Genomic DNA, 16165 nt, shown 5'->3' with positions numbered 1-16165 from the left:
GGCAGGAAGGAACGTCATGAGCACGATCATCGAATCGGTCGACGTCCACGTCCCGATCCGTACGGCCTACGACCAGTGGACGCAGTTCGAGGAGTTTCCCCGCTTCATGGAGGGCGTCGAGCAGGTCCGCCAGATCGACGACACCCACACCCACTGGGTCGTCACGGTGGCCGGTGGAACCAGGGAGTTCGACGCGACGATCACCGAGCAGCATCCCGACGAGCGGGTCGCATGGAAATCCGACGCCGGTCCGGACCATGCCGGCGTGATCACCTTCCACCGGCTCGACGAGTCCACCACGCGGGTCACCGCTCAGATGGATGTCGACCCCGACGGCGTGATGGAGAACGTCGCCGACAAACTCGGGCTGCTCGACCTGCGCATCAAGGGCGACATGCAGCGCTTCAAGGAGTTCATCGAGAAGCGGGGCGTCGCCGACGGCGGCTGGCGCGGCGACGTCGATCGTCCCGGTTCGTGAGCGCAACCCGGAAGGAGAAGGTCGTGACGGCGAAGAAGTCGAGGGACGAGGACGACGGGCCCAAGGGCGGCCGGCCCGGCCCGGTGGACGAGGGCAAGGACGGCGGCATGGCGACCCGGGAGAAGGCCCCGGAGATCGCCGAGAACGCCACCGACGACTGATCGGGGAACCGGAACGGGGCGGTGCGGCCGAGCTGCACCGCCCCGTTGCCGGTGCGCACACCCGTCGCGGGTTCCGGCTTCCCGGGTCGAGGCAACCCCGAAGCCGGAGGGCCTGGACGTCGATAGGTCCTGGACGTCGATCCGCAGCGTCACCCCGCCGGTGAGCGGACGGCGAACTGCAGTCCGAAGTTGTTCAGGGTGGCCGGCAGCGGTCGTGCCGGATCCGGCGTCAGCCGGGAGGTCAGCGTGAATTCGGCGCCGGCGAGCAGGTGCGCGAGCAGGGTACTCGTGACGAACAGGACGAGATTGCGACCCGGGCACCCGGCCGGGCCGACACTGAACGGCACGAGCGCGGGATACCGGTCCGCCCGGCCGTCGAGCCAGATCTCCGGCGCGAACCGGTCCGCGAACGGCAGCGTCTCGCGATCGCGGTGGAAGGCCGGCGCCAGCACGACGAACCCGGTCCCGGACGGGATCGGGTAGCTGCCGCGCTCGTCGCTCCACGTCGTGTCGGCCGTCGAATCCCGCAGGATCGCAGGGGTGGTCGGCCACAGCCGCGTCGTGTCGAGGACGCACCCACGCAGGTATTCGAGCGGTGCGGGGCTCCCGAGGCCGGCGGCGGCGATGTCGCTGCGGGCCCGCGCCCGTTGTTCGGGATGGGTGGCGAGTACTGCGAGGGTGCGAGCGGTGACCATGCCTGCGGCGTCGAAGGCGAACAGCCAGTGCGGAATCTGCCCCTGCGGATCGACCGCGGCCGGTTCGGCGATCTCTCCGAGCGCGCCGGCGAGGGTTCCGGCGGGAGCCCGCTCGACGTAACCGTGCAGCCGCTCGGTGAACCGGTCGCGCAGCCGATGGCGCACCGGATGGGCGTAGGCCCAGTTGCCGTCGGACCGCAACCGCCACAGCTGATCGGTGAGGGTGTCGTCGTCGCGCGCCGCATCGCCGAGGACGAGCCTGCGCACCAGTCGCCACCAGCACCGGGTGAACTCGGCGGCGCTGAGGCCGCCCTCCGCGCGGGCGCGGCGCAGCAGCCCGTTCGCCTCCTCCTCGATGGTGTGCAGCATCGGTGTGGCGAGCCGGTGCAGGTCCCGATCGGTGTCGAGCGCCGCCTCGTTGACGGCACGGCGCCTCTCCCGCAGCGGGGTGCGCGAGACGAGCACGCCGTGCGGCTGGAACGGACCGAGGGCAGCGCGCTTCTCGACCGTCGCGGCGGTGTAGGACCCGGCGTCGGTGCGCAGCACGGCATCGACGTCCTGGGGGGAGAGCACCACCGCGAGGGTCCGCCCGGGCAGGGCGAGGGTGAGGGGAGCGTCCCCGTAGCGGTCGCGCAGGCGCGCGACGGTGCCGACGATGCGCGCGTCGGCCTGTGTCCGCTCGAGCAGACCCATCACCCTGCGACGGCGTGCGATGGCGCCCGCGGCGACGAACGGCAGGCCGACCTCGGCGGCGAACCGGGCGGTGTCGGCCGCGGAGGCCCGCCGGGCACGAGGCGGGGAGGGGCTCTGAACTACGGGGCCGGTCATCGGCGGTCTCCTCCCGACGCAGGGTCACGGTCACGGGAGGAATCGCCGCCCGGACGGATCGCTAAACGTGATCCGGCCGCACCGAGCCCGATTCAGGCGCTCGCCGCCGCGGTGGGACCGGTCCCGCTGGCGCGCAGGTCCGTGAGAAAGGCGTTGGCCCACCGGTCGACGTCGTGATGGAGCACCTGGGTGCGCAGCGACTGCATCCGGCGGGCCGCGGTGGCCGGATCCTCGGTGGCGGCGACGACGATGGCGCGTTTGACGGCGTCGAGGTCGTGTGGATTGACCAGGTGGGCGCGGCGCAACTCGCTTGCCGCCCCGGTGAATTCACTCAGGACGAGGGCTCCCGTGCCGTCGGCCCGGCACGCGATGTACTCCTTGGCGACCAGGTTCATGCCGTCGCGCAGAGGCGTGACGAGCATGACGTCCGCGGCGCTGTACAGGGCCATGAGCTCGTCCCGGTCCACGGGCCGGTGCAGATAGTGCACCACCGGCCGGCCCAGCTGTCCGTACTCGCCGTTGAGGTGACCCACCTTGCGTTCGATGTCCTCGCGCAGCTGCGCGTAGGCGGACACGCGCTCGCGGCTCGGCGTGGCCAGCTGCACCATGGCGACCTTCTCGGGGTCGAGGGTGCCCTCGTCGAGCAGCTCGTGCAGCGCCTCGAGCCGGATGTCGATGCCCTTGGTGTAGTCGAGGCGGTCCACGCCGAGCAGAAGGGTCTCGGGGTTGCCGAGTTCCTCGCGGACCTGCGCGGCCCGCTCACGGATGTGCGGGGACTGCACGCGTTCGGCGAAATGGGCCGAGTCGATCGAGATGGGGAAGGCGCCGACCTGCACGCGCCGGTCACCGACGTCGACGCTGCCCACACACGAGTCCAGGTCGGAGTGCGCGTTGGTGTGCAGCCCGAGCAGGCGCTGCGCCAGGAACAGGAAGTTGCGGGCGCCGCCGGGCAGGTGGAAGCCCACCAGGTCGGCGCCGAGCAGGCCCTCCACGACGGCGGTGCGCCACGGCAGTTGGAGGAACAGCTCCGTAGGCGGGAAGGGAATGTGCAGGAAGAATCCGATCCTCAGGTCGGGCCGCAACTCGCGCAGCATCTTCGGCACCAGCTGCAGCTGGTAGTCGTGCACCCACACGGTGGCGCCCGGGGCGGCCGCCTCGGCCGCCGCCGCCGCGAAGCGGCGGTTGACCGCGACGTAGGTCCGCCACCACGTCCGGTCGTAGACGGGTGCGACGATCGCGTCGTGGTACAGCGGCCACAGTGTCGCGTTGGAGAAGCCTTCGTAGTAGTCGGCCACCTCGCCTTCGGTGAGCGAGACGGGGTGCATCGTGATGCCGTCCTCGGTGAAAGGCTCGAACGCGACGTCGGCGGCGCCGGGCCAGCCCACCCATGCGCCGTCGGCGGCGCGCAGCACCGGTTCCAGGGCGGTGACGAGTCCCCCCGGGCTGCGGCGCCACCCGCCTCGTCCGTCGTCGGCCGAAGGGTCGTAGTCGACCGGGAGCCGATTGGCCACCACCACCAGGTCCGCTGCGGTCATCGCGTCGCGCCTCCTTGCTCGACACCGGGGCCGGTCGCTCCGGCGAGTGCCGTCGAACTCGTACTTATGACAAGTAGTTTTTGTCTATCACTCGCGGCGGAGCGGGGAGGCGCTTCGAGGCGCCCGAGATCCCGCGTCGTCCCGCCTCCGCTCGCACTCGATAGATAATCTGTCTCGCAGAACAGAAGTTTTGTCAAACGCTGCGTGCACTCCGATCGGGTCGGCGTGCCCGCGAGCAGACGCGGTCCCGCGCGCGGCGACGTGCATGCGCCGGTCGCCCGGCGGTTTCGGCACCCGGGGAACGGGGTAGCCCGACTGTGGGTTACCCGGCACCCACGTGCCGACCGGCGGGCCGGCGAGCCGGCCTGCGGAGGTACTACACACGAGCCTGTAGGAGGAATCGAAGATGGCGAAGTTCACCGTCCCCGGCCTGAGCGACAGCGAGGGGGTCCGGGTGGCCGAAGTGCTGCAGAATCGCCTCAGCGCCTACAACGACCTGCACCTCACCCTCAAGCACGTGCACTGGAACGTCGTGGGACCGAACTTCATCGGCGTGCACGAGATGATCGACCCGCAGGTCGAAGCGGTCCGGGGATTCGCCGACGACGTCGCCGAGCGCATCGCGGCCCTCGGTTCGTCGCCGAAGGGAACCGCGGGCGCGATCGAGAAGGACCGTTCGTGGGACGACTACTCGGTCGGGCGGGACACCGCCCAGGCGCATCTCGCCGCGCTCGATCTGGTGTACGACGGCGTGATCGGGGACTGCCGCAAGGCGATCTCGGAGGTCGGGGAGATCGATCCGATCACCGAGGATCTGCTCATCGGGCAGACGCGGGATCTCGAGAAGTTCCAGTGGTTCGTCCGGGCCCATCTCGAGAACGCCTCCGGGACCCTGACGCACGAGGGCGCACGCACCGAGCAGCAGGCCGCGAACGAAGCCCGCTGAGCGGGCGGCGGCCGGGTTGCCGGTTGCTCGACTACGCACCGGTCGCCGGCGGGCGACCGGTGCGTCTGTTACGAGGTCGCTGCGCTGTCGTCGGTGGCCGCCCGCAGGCGCGCGTTGTCCGACTCGAGGCGCGCGTTGGCGTCCTCGAGGCGCGCGTTGTCCGATTCGAGGCGCGCGTTGTGCGATTCGAGGCGCGCGTTGTGGGATTCGAGACGGGCAGTGTGGGATGCCAGTTCGGCGTGGTGCGACTCGAGCCGGAAGATCTGGGCGATGCCGGCCAGATTGATGCCCTCGGACAGGAGCTCGCTGATCCGTCGCAGGCGCGCCACGTCGTCGTCGCTGTAGCGGCGGGTGCCGCCCCGGGTGCGCGCCGGGCTGAGCAGTCCGCGACGCTCGTACAGCCGCATGGACTGCGGGTCGACCCCGGACAGCTCGGAAGCCACCGAGATGCCGTAGACACCGCGGCGGGGGTGCGGCACCGGCTCCTTCCTCGTCTTCTCCATTCCAGGTTCCCTCGTTCGGTGTCCTCGCTGCCACGGTCTCCGGTGGACCGGAATCTACCCGATCACCACAGGAAACCTGCAGTACCGGAGACAGTTGCAGGTGGGGCGGCGGGGACGTCGATCGTCCGTCGCGAGCCGTCTCGGTGCGATTATCTCTTTCACGTGACACAGATTTTATCGCCCGGCCCGCTCGTCGCCCACCGCCGTCTCCGTGGCGTTGCTCCGGCCCGCCGGCTGCGGATCGCCCGCCGTGCTCCGCCGTCGCCGCGGGGGTACTAGGCTCGACCGCGTGACCCGACGCACCAAGATCGTTTGCACCATGGGCCCGGCCACGGCAGACCCCGAGGTCCTGAGGGAACTCGTCGACGCCGGGATGGACGTGGCCCGCCTCAACTTCAGCCACGGCACCCACGCCGACCACGAGGCTCACTACCGCCGCGTGCGGGAGGCCTCCGATACCAGCGGGCATGCCGTCGGCATCCTCGCCGACCTGCAGGGCCCGAAGATCCGCCTCGGCCGGTTCGCCGAGGGCCCGACGGTGTGGAAGACCGGTGAGATCGTCCGGATCACCGTCGACGACGTCGAGGGCACGCACGACCGGGTCTCGACCACCTACGAACAACTCGCCGACGATGCGCGCCCGGGGGATCGCCTGCTCGTCGACGACGGCAAGGTCGGCCTGGTCGTCGAGCACGTCGAGGGTCCGGACGTGGTCTGCCGCGTGACCGAGGGGGGACCGGTCAGCAACAACAAGGGCGTGTCCCTGCCGGGGATGAACATCTCGGTGCCGGCGCTGTCGGAGAAGGACATCGAGGACCTCGAGTTCGCCATGCGGCTCGGCGTGGACTTCGTCGCGCTGTCGTTCGTGCGTTCCCCGGCCGACATCGAGCTCGTGCACGAGGTGATGGACCGGGTCGGGCACCGGGTGCCGGTGATCGCCAAGCTCGAGAAGCCCGAGGCCATCGAGAATCTCGAGGCGGTCGTGCTGGCGTTCGATGCGGTGATGGTCGCCCGTGGTGACCTCGGCGTCGAGATGCCGCTCGAGGAGGTGCCCCTGGTGCAGAAGCGGGCGATCCAGATCGCCCGCGAGAACGCCAAGCCCGTCATCGTGGCCACCCAGATGCTCGAGTCGATGATCGAGAACTCCCGGCCGACCCGCGCCGAGGCCTCCGACGTCGCCAACGCGGTGCTCGACGGCGCGGACGCGGTGATGCTCTCCGGCGAGACGTCCGTCGGCAAGTACCCGGTCGAGACGGTGCGGACGATGGCCCGCATCATCGCGGCCGTGGAATCCGATCCCACCCGGGTGCCGGCGCTGACCCACGTGCCACGCACCAAGCGCGGGGTGATCTCCTACGCGGCACGGGACATCGGCGAACGGCTCGAAGCCAAGGCGCTGGTGGCGTTCACCCAGTCCGGCGACACGGTACGGCGCCTGGCGCGACTGCACACCCGGCTGCCGCTGCTGGCGTTCACCCCGGTGCCGCACATCCGCAGCCAGCTGGCGCTGACCTGGGGCACCGAGACGTTCTCCGTCGAACCGGTCGACACCACCGACGTGATGGTGCAGCAGGTCGATGCGGCGCTGCTCTCCCTCGGCCGATACCAGCGCGGCGACCTCGTCGTCATCGTGGCCGGGTCCCCGCCCGGCCGCTCCGGCTCGACCAACCTGATCCACGTGCACCGGCTCGGCGAGAAGGACACCCATTGAGCCGTCGCACCGCGACCGATCTCGAGGTCCTCGTCGATCTGCTCGATCTCGCGCAGATCGACGAGGACCGCTACCGCGGAGAGCACCCGGCCCAGGTGGGCAGCCGTACCTTCGGGGGCCAGCTCGTCGCCCAGGCACTGATCGCGGCCGGCCGCACCGTCGGCGACCGGCCGGTGCACGCGCTCAACGCTCACTTCATCCGCGGTGGCGACGTCAAGGCGCCGATCGAGTATCGGGTGGCCCGGCACCGCGACGGCCGGGACTTCGCGAACCGCATGGTCACCGCGTCCCAGAACGGCCAGGAGCTGTTCGTCATGCTCGTCGCCTTCCAGCGGTGGGGTAAGGGACTCGAGCATGCGGTGAGCGTTCCGGAGGTGCCCTACCCGGACGTGCTGCCGCCGCTCGGGGACCACCTGTCCGGGTTCGAGGATCATCTGCCGCACTTCGTCAATGCCCTCAAACCGATCGACATGCGCTATGCCAACGACCCCGCGTGGATCCTCAAGGGCACCGGGGAACGGCTCTCGCACAACCGGGTGTGGATGCGCGCCGACGGCGCGTTGCCCGAGGACGCGCTCCTGCACGCCGCCACCCTGGCCTACAGCTCCGACACCACCGTGCTCGATTCGATCCTCACCACCCACGGGTTGTCCTGGGGGCTGGACCGCATCGTCGCCGCGACCGTCAACCACTCCATGTGGTTCCACCGGCCGGTCCGGTTCGACGAATGGACGTTGTACGCCACCGAGTCCCCGGTCGCGGCGGGCTCGCGCGGGCTCGCGACGGGCCGCTACTTCACCCTCGAGGGGGAACTCGTGGCCACGGTCGTGCAGGAGGGGCTGATCCGCCACTTCCCGCGCCGCGGCTGACGCGGGCGACCGCGTTCCGCGCCGCCGCCTGCGCAGTTCCTCGTCCCCGCCGGGCGCCCCTCAGTGCTCCACGCGGCTGCGGCGGTTCTCGAGCTCGTCGAGGATCAGCCCCAGTCCGTAGCCGAACTCGTCCGCGAACGAGTAGTCCTTCCCGATCACCAGTTCGCCGATCAGCTCGGCCAGGTAAGGGTAGGTGTCGGCCGGCACGTCGAGCTCCGAGGCGAACTCCTCGGCGCCGTCCGCCGCCGCAAAGGGCAGTTTCAGTTCGGTGAGCACGAAGCCGTACACATATGCGTCGACGACCGAGAAGGCGTGGGACGCCAGGGCCACCGGGAAGCCGTTCGTGCGCAGGCAACCGAGCACGGCATCGTGGTGCCTCAGGAGCGACGGACCCGGCGAACGGCGGGACTCGATCAAGGTGAGCGCCCAGGGATGCCGGGCGAGCACGTTCCGGGCCGAGGTCGCCCGGTGGAACATCGCCTGCCGCCACGGTTCGCCCGGTCCGGGCAGCACGATTCCCGCGAAGATCCAATCCGCGAGCCCATCGAGCAGCTCGGCCTTGTTGGCGATGTGGTGGTAGAGCGACATCGCCTCCACACCCAGCTCCTTCCCGACGTTACGCATGCTCACCGCGGTGAGGCCGCCGCGGTCGGCTACGCGAACCGCGGCTTCGATGATCCCGATGCGGCTCAGCGCCGGCCGTTCGTTCATGTCTCCCTCGCGACCCTTGCGGACTTACAGCCGTAAGCCTAATGTCGCCAGACAAGACTTACATGTGTAAGGGAGGGCTTGTGAAGGCTGCAGTTGTCGACAGGTACGGGCCACCGCACGTCGTCCGCGTCGCAGAGGTGCCCACCCCGACCCCCAGGGACGCGGAAATCCTTGTCCGCGTCGCCGCCGCGGCCGTGACGGCCGCGGACTCGCGGATCCGCGCGGCTCGCTTCCCGAGCGGGTACGGACCGTTCGCCCGACTGATGTTCGGTGTGTTCCGGCCCCGGCGAAAAATCCTGGGCAGCACCTTCTCCGGTGTCGTCGAGTCGGTCGGGGTGAAGGTCGGCGGGTACTCCCGCGGCGACGAGGTGTGCGGCATGACCGGACTCGCGATGGGGACGCACGCGGAGTACGTCACGGTCGCGGCGGAGCGGGTGGTCCGCAAACCGGCAGCGGTCAGTCACACCGATGCAGCGGCGCTGCTGTTCGGCGGGAGCACCGCGCTGCACTTCCTGCGGGACAAGGCCGCGGCGGGACGCGGCGGTTCGGTGCTCGTGAACGGGGCGTCGGGTGCGGTCGGAACCAGCGCCGTCCAGCTGGCCAAGCATTTCGGCGCCACCGTCACGGCCGTCACCAGCACGCCCAACGTCGGCCTCGTCGCCGGACTCGGCGCCGACACGGTCGTCGACTACACGGTCACCCCGGTGTCCGACCTGACAGACCGGTTCGACGTCGTACTCGACACCGTCGGCAACCTCACCCCCTCGTCCGGCCGGACGCTCCTGACCGACGGGGGCGTTCTGCTGCTTGCGGTGGCGAACCTGTGGGAGACGCTGCGCCCCGGTGCCGATGTCAAGGCGGGCGCTGCGCCCGAGCGAACCGAGGACTTCGAGTTCCTCCTGGAGTTGTCGGCCGCCGGCCGGCTCGTCACCGTCACCGACGACATCGGGGGACTCGAGCAGATCGTCTCGGCCCACGCGCGAGTGGACTCCGGCCACAAGGTCGGCAACCTCGTCGTCCGACCGGCGGGGTGACCGCACCGCTTCGAAGCCGAGGATTCTGCCGAGCCGGCGGCGCTGCGATGCCGGAAACTGGGCTGATGACGATGTTCACCCCCATCAGCCCGGCCGTCCTTGCCGACGCCATCGCCGAGCGCGCCGCCGGGCACCACGGACGGGTGTGTGTCGCGATCTCCGCCGCCGACGCGGCCGCACCGCTGGATCTGGCCGAGCAGGTGGCCGCCCGCCTGCGCGTCGAGGGGCGGCCGGCGGCCGTGCTGTCGCTGCACGACTTCGTGCGCCCGGCCTCGCTCCGGTTCGAGCACGGGCGCACCGACCAGGAGAGCTACCGCGCGAACTGGTTCGACTTCGGGGCGCTCGACCGCGAAGTGGTCCGGGGCCTGCGGGAGAACGGACGGTGGCTGCCGAAACTGTGGGACGAGGTGGAGGACCGGTCGGCACGCGCGCGGCGGATCGACGCTCCCGACGGTCAGGTGCTGACGATCGCCGGGCCCATGCTGCTCGGTCGGGGACTGGGCTTCGACGTCACGGTGCACCTCGCGATGTCGCAGGCCGCGTTGGATCGGCTGACGCCCGCCGAGGACCGCTGGACGATCCCGCCACTGCTCGGGCACGACGCCGCGACGGCCGCCGACGCCGACATCGTCGTGCGGTACGACCACCCGGACCGGCCGGCGATGCACGCTGCCGGTGCGGTCGGCGGGGACCGGCGAGCCGGGCGGGGGCGATGAACCCGTGACCGGGCGGGGGCGATGAACCCGTGACCGGGCGGGGGCGATGAACCCGTGACCGGGCGGGCCCGGAGGCCGGACAGCCGGAAGACCGCACACACGTGCCGCCTGGTCGAGCCCGGGCCGGCGACGAACGGACCCTCCGCGCGCCGCGTCCCTTGTCCCCGCCGTCAGAGCTTGTAGCCGATCGTCCGCAGCAGGGCCTTGCGGTCGGCGACATCGGCGCTCGTCTCCACGCCCACGGGCGGGTTTCCGTCGATCACCCCGGCGATGCCCCGACCGAGATCGGTCTCGGCGACGATGATCTCGACCGGGTTGGCCGTGGCGCAGAAGATGCCGCAGACCTCCGGTACCTGCTTCAACGTGTTCAGGAAGTTCACCGGGTACCCGTCCTCGACGAACACGAAGAACGAGTGACCCGCGCCCACCGCCAGGGCGTTGCGCCGGGCCAACTCGACGAGCCGGTCGTCGTTGCCGGAGAAGCGCACGAGGCGAGGCCCGGACGCCTCGCAGAACGCCACGCCGAACCGCAGGTGAGGACTCACCCCGGCCAGTGCTTCGTGCAGATCCTCGACGGTCTTGACGAAGTGGGCCTGCCCGACGACGACGTTCATGTCGTCGGGCTTGTCGATCGCCACGATGTGCAACTCCACGATCGCCTCCTCGGATGCCCTGCGGACCGACAGACGTCGCCAGTCAGTCTGCCCGGCCGCGCCCCTCGGGGCAACGATCCCGCAGTCGGCGCCGAACGGAAGCTCTACCGCCGAACCTTCGGCGGGCGTCCCGGCACGGAGCATCCCGATCCGACCGTCCGGAGGACTTTTTCCCTCGGACCCGGGCGGGTCGACCGCCGGCACCGCACGCCCACGATGCGGGGCGTGAGGACCAATGCCCCTATGCCGGTCGTCCGGGGCGGCGCATGATCGGCTCGACGCGAACGGAGGGAGCGGCCGTGACGACGAGCAGCGACGCGGTGATCCGCAAGACGGCCGGCGAACTGCGGGTCCCGCCGAACCTGTCGGACTACGAGACCACCTGCGCTCGATTCACGTGGGAGCAGGTGGCGGCGCAGATGCCGGGCCCGCCGGGCGGCGGATGCAACATCGCCTGGTCGGCGGTCGACCGGCACGCCGACGGCCCGCTGCGGGACCGGCCGGCGCTCCGGTTCCTCGCACCGGGGGACGCAACCGGCCGCATCGAGGTCACGGAGTTGTCGTACCACGACCTCGCCGACCGGGTCCGCCGCTTCACCCGCGTCCTGCGCGACCTCGGGATCGGCAAGGGCGACCGGCTGTTCGTGTTCGCCGACCGGATCCCCGAGCTGTACATCGCTGTCCTCGGCGCCCTGCGCAACGGCACGGTCGTCACCCCGCTGTTCTCGGCCTTCGGTCCCGAACCGCTGGTCACCCGCCTCGAACTCGGCTCCGCGCAGGTCTTGGTGACCACGGAGGCGCTGTACCACCGGCGCGTCGCCGCGGTGCGCGACCGGGTGCCGACCCTCGAACACGTGCTGCTCGTCGGCGACGGCGGCGCCCCCACCGACGTGCCGGGCACGCTCGACCTGAGGGCACTGCTCGAGGCCGCCGAACCGGCCGCCGACCTCACCCCCACGACCGCCGACGACCCGTCGTTGCTGCACTTCACGAGCGGCACCACCGGCACCCCGAAGGGGGCGCTGCACGTGCACGGGGCCGTCGTGACGCACTACGCCACCGGCCGGTACGCCCTCGACCTGCACCCCGACGACATCTACTGGTGTACCGCCGATCCGGGGTGGGTGACGGGCACGTCGTACGGCATCGTCGCGCCGCTGCTGCACGGCGTCACCTCGATCGTCGACGAGGCGGAGTTCGACGCCGAACGGTGGTACCGGATCCTGCAGGACCAGCAGATCAGCGTCTGGTACACCGCCCCCACCGCCGTCCGGATGCTCATGCGCGCCGGACCCGAGGTGGCGAGGCGCTACCGGTTCCCGAACCTGCGGTTCGTCGCCAGTGTCGGCGAGCCGCTGGCCCCGGACGCCGTGTGGTGGGGTACCGAGGTGCTGGGACTCCCCATCCACGACAACTGGTGGCAGACCGAGACCGGCGGCATCATGATCGCCAATACACCGGCGTTCGACATCAAGCCCGGCTCTATGGGCCGTCCGCTGCCCGGGGTCGACGCCCGGATCGTCCGCCGCGACGAGGACGGCACCGTGCACGAGGTCACCGAGCCCGACACCGAAGGGGAACTGGCGCTGCGGGCCGGCTGGCCCTCGATGTTCCGCGGCTATCTGAACCAGGACCAGCGGTACCGCAAGTGCTTCGCCGACGATCTGTACCTCACCGGGGACCTCGCGCGCCGCGACGCCGACGGATACTTCTGGTTCGTCGGCCGCGCCGACGACGTCATCAAATCCGCCGGGCATCTCATCGGACCGTTCGAGGTCGAGAGCGCGCTCGCCGCGCACCCGGCCGTCCTCGAAGCCGCCGTGATCGGTGTGCCCGACGACATCCTCGGCGAGAAGGTCAAGGCGTTCGTCGTCCTCGAACGCGGCGTGGCACCGGACGACGCGTTGCGCCGCAAGCTGATCGGGCATGCCCGCGTCAAGCTCGGTGCGGCCGTCGCCCCGAAGGAACTCACCTTCGTCGACTCGCTGCCGCACACCCGCAGCGGCAAGACGCTGCGCCGGTTGCTCAAAGCCCGCGAACTCGGCCTCGCCGAAGGCGACACCTCGACGCTCGAGACCCCGGAGGTGGCCGGATGACCAGCGACCGGATCGGCGCTCACGCCGCCGGATTCCCCTACGACCGCGAGTTCGCGCTCGGGCTGCTGGCCGACATGCTGCGCATCCGGCGGATGGAGGAGAAGGCCGCCGAACTCTACGGCGCCGGCAAGATCCGCGGATTCCTGCACCTGTACGTGGGGGAGGAGGCCGTGGCAGTCGGGGCCCTGCACGCACTCGATCGCGGCGACACCGTCGTCGGTACCTACCGTGAACACGGGCACGCCCTCATCCACGGGTTGTCCATGAACGCGATCATGGCCGAGATGTTCGGCAAGCAGGAAGGCTGCTCCCGCGGTCGCGGCGGTTCGATGCACCTGTTCGACGCCGCCACCCGCTTCTACGGCGGCAACGCGATCGTCGGTGGCGGCCTGCCGCTGGCGGTGGGCCTGGCGCTGGCCGACAAGATGCAGTCGGCCCCGAGGGTCACCGCCTGCTTCTTCGGCGAGGGAGCGATGGCCGAGGGCGCGTTCCACGAAGCGCTCAACCTCGCGGCCCTGTGGCAGCTGCCGGTCCTGTTCTGCTGCGAGAACAACCTGTACGCCATGGGCACCGCCCTGGCCCGGTCCGAATCGCAGACCGACCTGTGCGCCAAGGCCGCCGCGTTCGGTGTCCCCACCCTCCGGACGGACGGGATGGACGTGCTCGCCGTCCACGAGACGACCCGGGCCGGGGTCTCCCACGTCCGCAGTACCGGCGGACCGATGTTCGTCGAGTTCCAGACCTACCGATTCCGCGCCCATTCGATGTTCGATCCCGAACTCTACCGGGACAAGGCCGAGGTCGAACGCTGGAAGGAACGCGGCCCCATCCACACGTTCTCGGCGCGGCTGAAGGCGCTGAATCTGCTGACCGAGGAACAGTTCCTGCACCTCGACGCGCAGGCCACGGCCGAGGTCGACGCCGCCGTCGCCTTCGCCGAGGCCGGCACCTGGGAGCCGGAGTCCGACCTCCTGCGCGATGTGACCACACCGGCCGGGGAGGCGCCGTGAAACTCAGCTATCGCGAAGCCCTGCGCGCCGCCCTGCACGACGCGCTCAGCACCGATCCGCGAGTGTTCCTGATGGGGGAGGACATCGGGCGGTACGGCGGCACGTACGCCGTGACCAAGGGCCTGCTCGACGAGTTCGGACCCGAACGCATCCGGGACACCCCACTGTCGGAACTGGGGTTCGTCGGCGCGGGCATCGGGGCGGCCCTCGGCGGGATGCGCCCCGTCGTCGAGATCATGACCGTCAACTTCAGCCTGCTCGCCCTCGATCAGATCGTGAACACCGCCGCCGCGCTGCGCCACATGTCGGGCGGCCAGTTCTCCGTGCCGATCGTGATCCGCATGGCCACCGGGGCCGGACGGCAACTGGCCGCGCAGCACTCGCACAGCCTCGAGGCGTGGTACGCACACATCCCCGGCATCCGGGTCCTGGCCCCGGCAACCGTGCAGGACGCCCGCGGAATGCTCGCCCCCGCCCTGGCGGATCCGGACCCGGTCGTCGTGTTCGAGCACGCCCTGCTCTACAACACCACCGCCGACGTCGACCCCGACGAACCGGTCGACATCGACCGCGCGCGGGTGCTCCGGCCCGGCGGCGACGTGACCCTCGTCGCCTACGGCGGCACCGTCGGCAAGGCCCTCGCCGCCGCGGAAACGCTCGCGGGCAGCGGCATCGAGGCCGAGGTCGTCGACCTGCGGGTGCTGCGTCCGCTCGACACCGCCACCGTCGTGGACTCCGTCCGCCGCACCCATCGGGTGGTGGTCGTCGACGAAGGCTGGCGCAGCGTCGGCCTCGCCGCCGAAGTGACCACCCGGATCGTCGAGGAGGCGTTCTACGACCTGGACGCGCCCGTGGCCCGGGTGTGCAGCGAAGAGGTGCCGGTGCCCTACGCCCGGCACCTGGAACAGGCGGCGATCCCGCAACCGGAGAAGATCGTCGCCGCCGTGCTGGCGTTGACGGGCGAGAACTGAGGAGGCGACGTGTTCGAGTTCACCCTGCCGTCCCTCGGCGCCGACATGGACGAGGGCACCCTGACCGAATGGCGCGTCGCACCCGGTGACACGGTCGAGCGGGGCCAGGTGATCGCCTCGGTGGACACCGCGAAGGCGGAGGTCGAGGTCGAGATCTGGCGGGACGGGGTCGTCCACCGGCTGCTCGCGCAGCCGGGCGTGACCCTGCCGATCGGCGCGGCGATGGCCACGATGCTCGAACTCGGGGAGGACGCTCCGCCCGTCGACGGGATCCCGGCGTCCGAGGCCCCGGCTGCGACACCCGTCCCCGCACCGGCTGTGGCGGCCCCCGTTCCCGCGCCCGCCGGTGCGGCCCCCGCCACCCGGCCCGCGCCGGCCGCGCGGCGGCGGATCTCGCCGGCCGCCCGCCGGCAGGCCCGGGCGCTGGGCGTCGACCTCGACACCGTGACCGGCACCGGGCCCTGGCAGTCGGTGACGATCGAGGACGTCGATCGGGCGGCGGCCGCCCGTACCGCGGTCGCATCCGCCGCCCCGGCGCCCCCGCCCGCCGCGGCTCCGGCGAAGACCCCCGTCGACAAGGCCGCCGAGATGCGCCGCGCCGTCGCATCCGCGATGGGACGGTCCAAACGGGAGATCCCGCACTACTACCTCTCGGAGCAGATTCCGCTCACACGCGCCCTCGACTGGCTCACCGACTACAACGCGCAACGGCCGGTCACCGAGCGCGTCCTGCTTGCGGCGCTGCTGATCAAGGCGGTCGCGCTGGCCACCCGGCGCTGTCCGGAGATGAGCGGATTCTGGACCGACGACGAGTTCCACCCGGCCCCGGCCACACACGTGGGGGTGGCGGTCTCCCTGCGCCAGGGTGGGCTGATCGCCCCGGCGATCCACGACGTCGCCGACCTCGCCCTGCCCGAACTCATGGCGGCTCTCGCCGACCTCGTCAAGCGCGCCCGGGCCGGATCGTTGCGCAGCTCGGAGATGTCCGACCCCACCGTCACCGTGACCAACCTCGGGGAGGAGAGCGTGGAGTCGGTGTACGGGGTGATCTACCCGCCGCAGGTCGCGCTGGTCGGTTTCGGCAAGCCGACACGGCGCCCGTGGGTCGACGGCGACACCGTGCGGCCCGTATCGGCGGTCACCGCGACCCTGGCCGCCGACCATCGGGTCAGCGACGGCCGGCGCGGCGCCCTGTTCCTGACCGAGATCGCCGAACTGCTCCAGCACCCCGAACGACTGTGAGGTGAG

The 16165-nt window shown here is 70.9% G+C and carries 16 protein-coding genes; 11 read left to right on the top strand and 5 right to left on the bottom strand.

The window, feature by feature from the left end; translation table 11 throughout:
• The first annotated feature begins 16 nt into the window (after positions 1 to 16).
• The gene (locus ACWPQI_RS13465) at positions 17 to 478 is read left to right on the top strand and encodes an SRPBCC family protein (protein WP_017682165.1); all 462 of its coding nucleotides are present in this window, start codon (positions 17 to 19) and stop codon (positions 476 to 478) included.
• Positions 475 to 639: a hypothetical protein gene (locus ACWPQI_RS13460; RefSeq protein WP_017682166.1), complete on the top strand. Its 165-nt coding sequence runs from the start codon at positions 475 to 477 to the stop codon at positions 637 to 639. The genes ACWPQI_RS13465 and ACWPQI_RS13460 overlap by 4 nt, the downstream gene beginning before the upstream one ends.
• Positions 640 to 788: 149 nt before the next feature.
• Here the strand turns inward: ACWPQI_RS13460 and ACWPQI_RS13455 are convergent, their stop codons facing one another.
• The gene (locus tag ACWPQI_RS13455; protein WP_017682167.1) at positions 789 to 2162 is read right to left on the bottom strand and encodes a cytochrome P450; all 1374 of its coding nucleotides are present in this window, start codon (positions 2160 to 2162) and stop codon (positions 789 to 791) included.
• Positions 2163 to 2254: 92 nt separating this feature from the next.
• Positions 2255 to 3697, bottom strand: coding sequence for an alpha,alpha-trehalose-phosphate synthase (UDP-forming) (locus ACWPQI_RS13450; RefSeq protein WP_017682168.1), 1443 nt, complete (start codon positions 3695 to 3697; stop codon positions 2255 to 2257).
• A gap of 406 nt (positions 3698 to 4103) precedes the next feature.
• Here ACWPQI_RS13450 and dps point away from each other — a divergent pair, with 406 nt between their 5' ends.
• The gene (gene dps, locus ACWPQI_RS13445) at positions 4104 to 4643 is read left to right on the top strand and encodes a DNA starvation/stationary phase protection protein Dps (RefSeq protein ID WP_010595287.1); all 540 of its coding nucleotides are present in this window, start codon (positions 4104 to 4106) and stop codon (positions 4641 to 4643) included.
• Positions 4644 to 4711: 68 nt separating this feature from the next.
• On the opposite strand, the gene ACWPQI_RS13440 is transcribed toward dps, so the two are convergent.
• Positions 4712 to 5146, bottom strand: a complete 435-nt coding sequence (locus ACWPQI_RS13440; protein ID WP_010595288.1) for a MerR family transcriptional regulator — start codon at positions 5144 to 5146, stop codon at positions 4712 to 4714.
• Positions 5147 to 5435: 289 nt separating this feature from the next.
• On the opposite strand from ACWPQI_RS13440, the gene pyk reads away from it, so the two are divergent.
• Together pyk and ACWPQI_RS13430 are read left to right on the top strand one after the other, a co-directional pair.
• Positions 5436 to 6857, top strand: coding sequence for a pyruvate kinase (gene pyk / locus ACWPQI_RS13435; protein ID WP_010595289.1), 1422 nt, complete (start codon positions 5436 to 5438; stop codon positions 6855 to 6857).
• Positions 6854 to 7726, top strand: coding sequence for an acyl-CoA thioesterase (locus ACWPQI_RS13430; RefSeq protein ID WP_010595290.1), 873 nt, complete (start codon positions 6854 to 6856; stop codon positions 7724 to 7726). Before pyk ends, ACWPQI_RS13430 begins: the two co-directional genes overlap by 4 nt.
• 60 nt (positions 7727 to 7786) lie before the next feature.
• Here the strand turns inward: ACWPQI_RS13430 and ACWPQI_RS13425 are convergent, their stop codons facing one another.
• Positions 7787 to 8437 carry a TetR/AcrR family transcriptional regulator gene (locus ACWPQI_RS13425; protein WP_017682171.1) on the bottom strand — a complete coding sequence of 217 codons (651 nt, stop codon included), beginning with the start codon at positions 8435 to 8437 and terminating at the stop codon, positions 7787 to 7789.
• Positions 8438 to 8517: 80 nt separating this feature from the next.
• Here ACWPQI_RS13425 and ACWPQI_RS13420 point away from each other — a divergent pair, with 80 nt between their 5' ends.
• Together ACWPQI_RS13420 and ACWPQI_RS13415 are read left to right on the top strand one after the other, a co-directional pair.
• Positions 8518 to 9471: an NAD(P)-dependent alcohol dehydrogenase gene (locus ACWPQI_RS13420; protein WP_102031171.1), complete on the top strand. Its 954-nt coding sequence runs from the start codon at positions 8518 to 8520 to the stop codon at positions 9469 to 9471.
• Between the two features lie 65 nt (positions 9472 to 9536).
• Positions 9537 to 10187, top strand: a complete 651-nt coding sequence (locus ACWPQI_RS13415; protein ID WP_048771048.1) for a nucleoside/nucleotide kinase family protein — start codon at positions 9537 to 9539, stop codon at positions 10185 to 10187.
• A gap of 170 nt (positions 10188 to 10357) precedes the next feature.
• On the opposite strand, the gene ACWPQI_RS13410 is transcribed toward ACWPQI_RS13415, so the two are convergent.
• Positions 10358 to 10840, bottom strand: coding sequence for an adenosine-specific kinase (locus ACWPQI_RS13410; RefSeq protein WP_010595294.1), 483 nt, complete (start codon positions 10838 to 10840; stop codon positions 10358 to 10360).
• A 266-nt stretch (positions 10841 to 11106) separates the two neighbouring features.
• Here ACWPQI_RS13410 and acsA point away from each other — a divergent pair, with 266 nt between their 5' ends.
• From acsA to ACWPQI_RS13390, 4 genes are read left to right on the top strand one after another with little or no spacing between them, the layout of a single operon-like run.
• A complete protein-coding gene (acsA, locus tag ACWPQI_RS13405; RefSeq protein WP_017682174.1) occupies positions 11107 to 12936 on the top strand; it encodes an acetate--CoA ligase in 1830 nt (609 codons plus the stop codon).
• Positions 12933 to 13946: a pyruvate dehydrogenase (acetyl-transferring) E1 component subunit alpha gene (gene pdhA, locus ACWPQI_RS13400; protein WP_017682175.1), complete on the top strand. Its 1014-nt coding sequence runs from the start codon at positions 12933 to 12935 to the stop codon at positions 13944 to 13946. The genes acsA and pdhA overlap by 4 nt, the downstream gene beginning before the upstream one ends.
• On the top strand, positions 13943 to 14917 hold the full coding sequence (locus ACWPQI_RS13395; protein WP_017682176.1) for an alpha-ketoacid dehydrogenase subunit beta: 975 nt from the start codon (positions 13943 to 13945) through the stop codon (positions 14915 to 14917). Before pdhA ends, ACWPQI_RS13395 begins: the two co-directional genes overlap by 4 nt.
• A gap of 9 nt (positions 14918 to 14926) precedes the next feature.
• A complete protein-coding gene (locus ACWPQI_RS13390; RefSeq protein ID WP_102031170.1) occupies positions 14927 to 16159 on the top strand; it encodes a dihydrolipoamide acetyltransferase family protein in 1233 nt (410 codons plus the stop codon).
• Positions 16160 to 16165: the final 6 nt, after the last annotated feature.

The sequence above is a fragment of the Rhodococcus sp. LMD genome, assembly GCF_056108245.1.
Note: the sequence above shows the minus strand (reverse complement) of the source record. Positions and strands in the feature narration are given on the sequence as shown.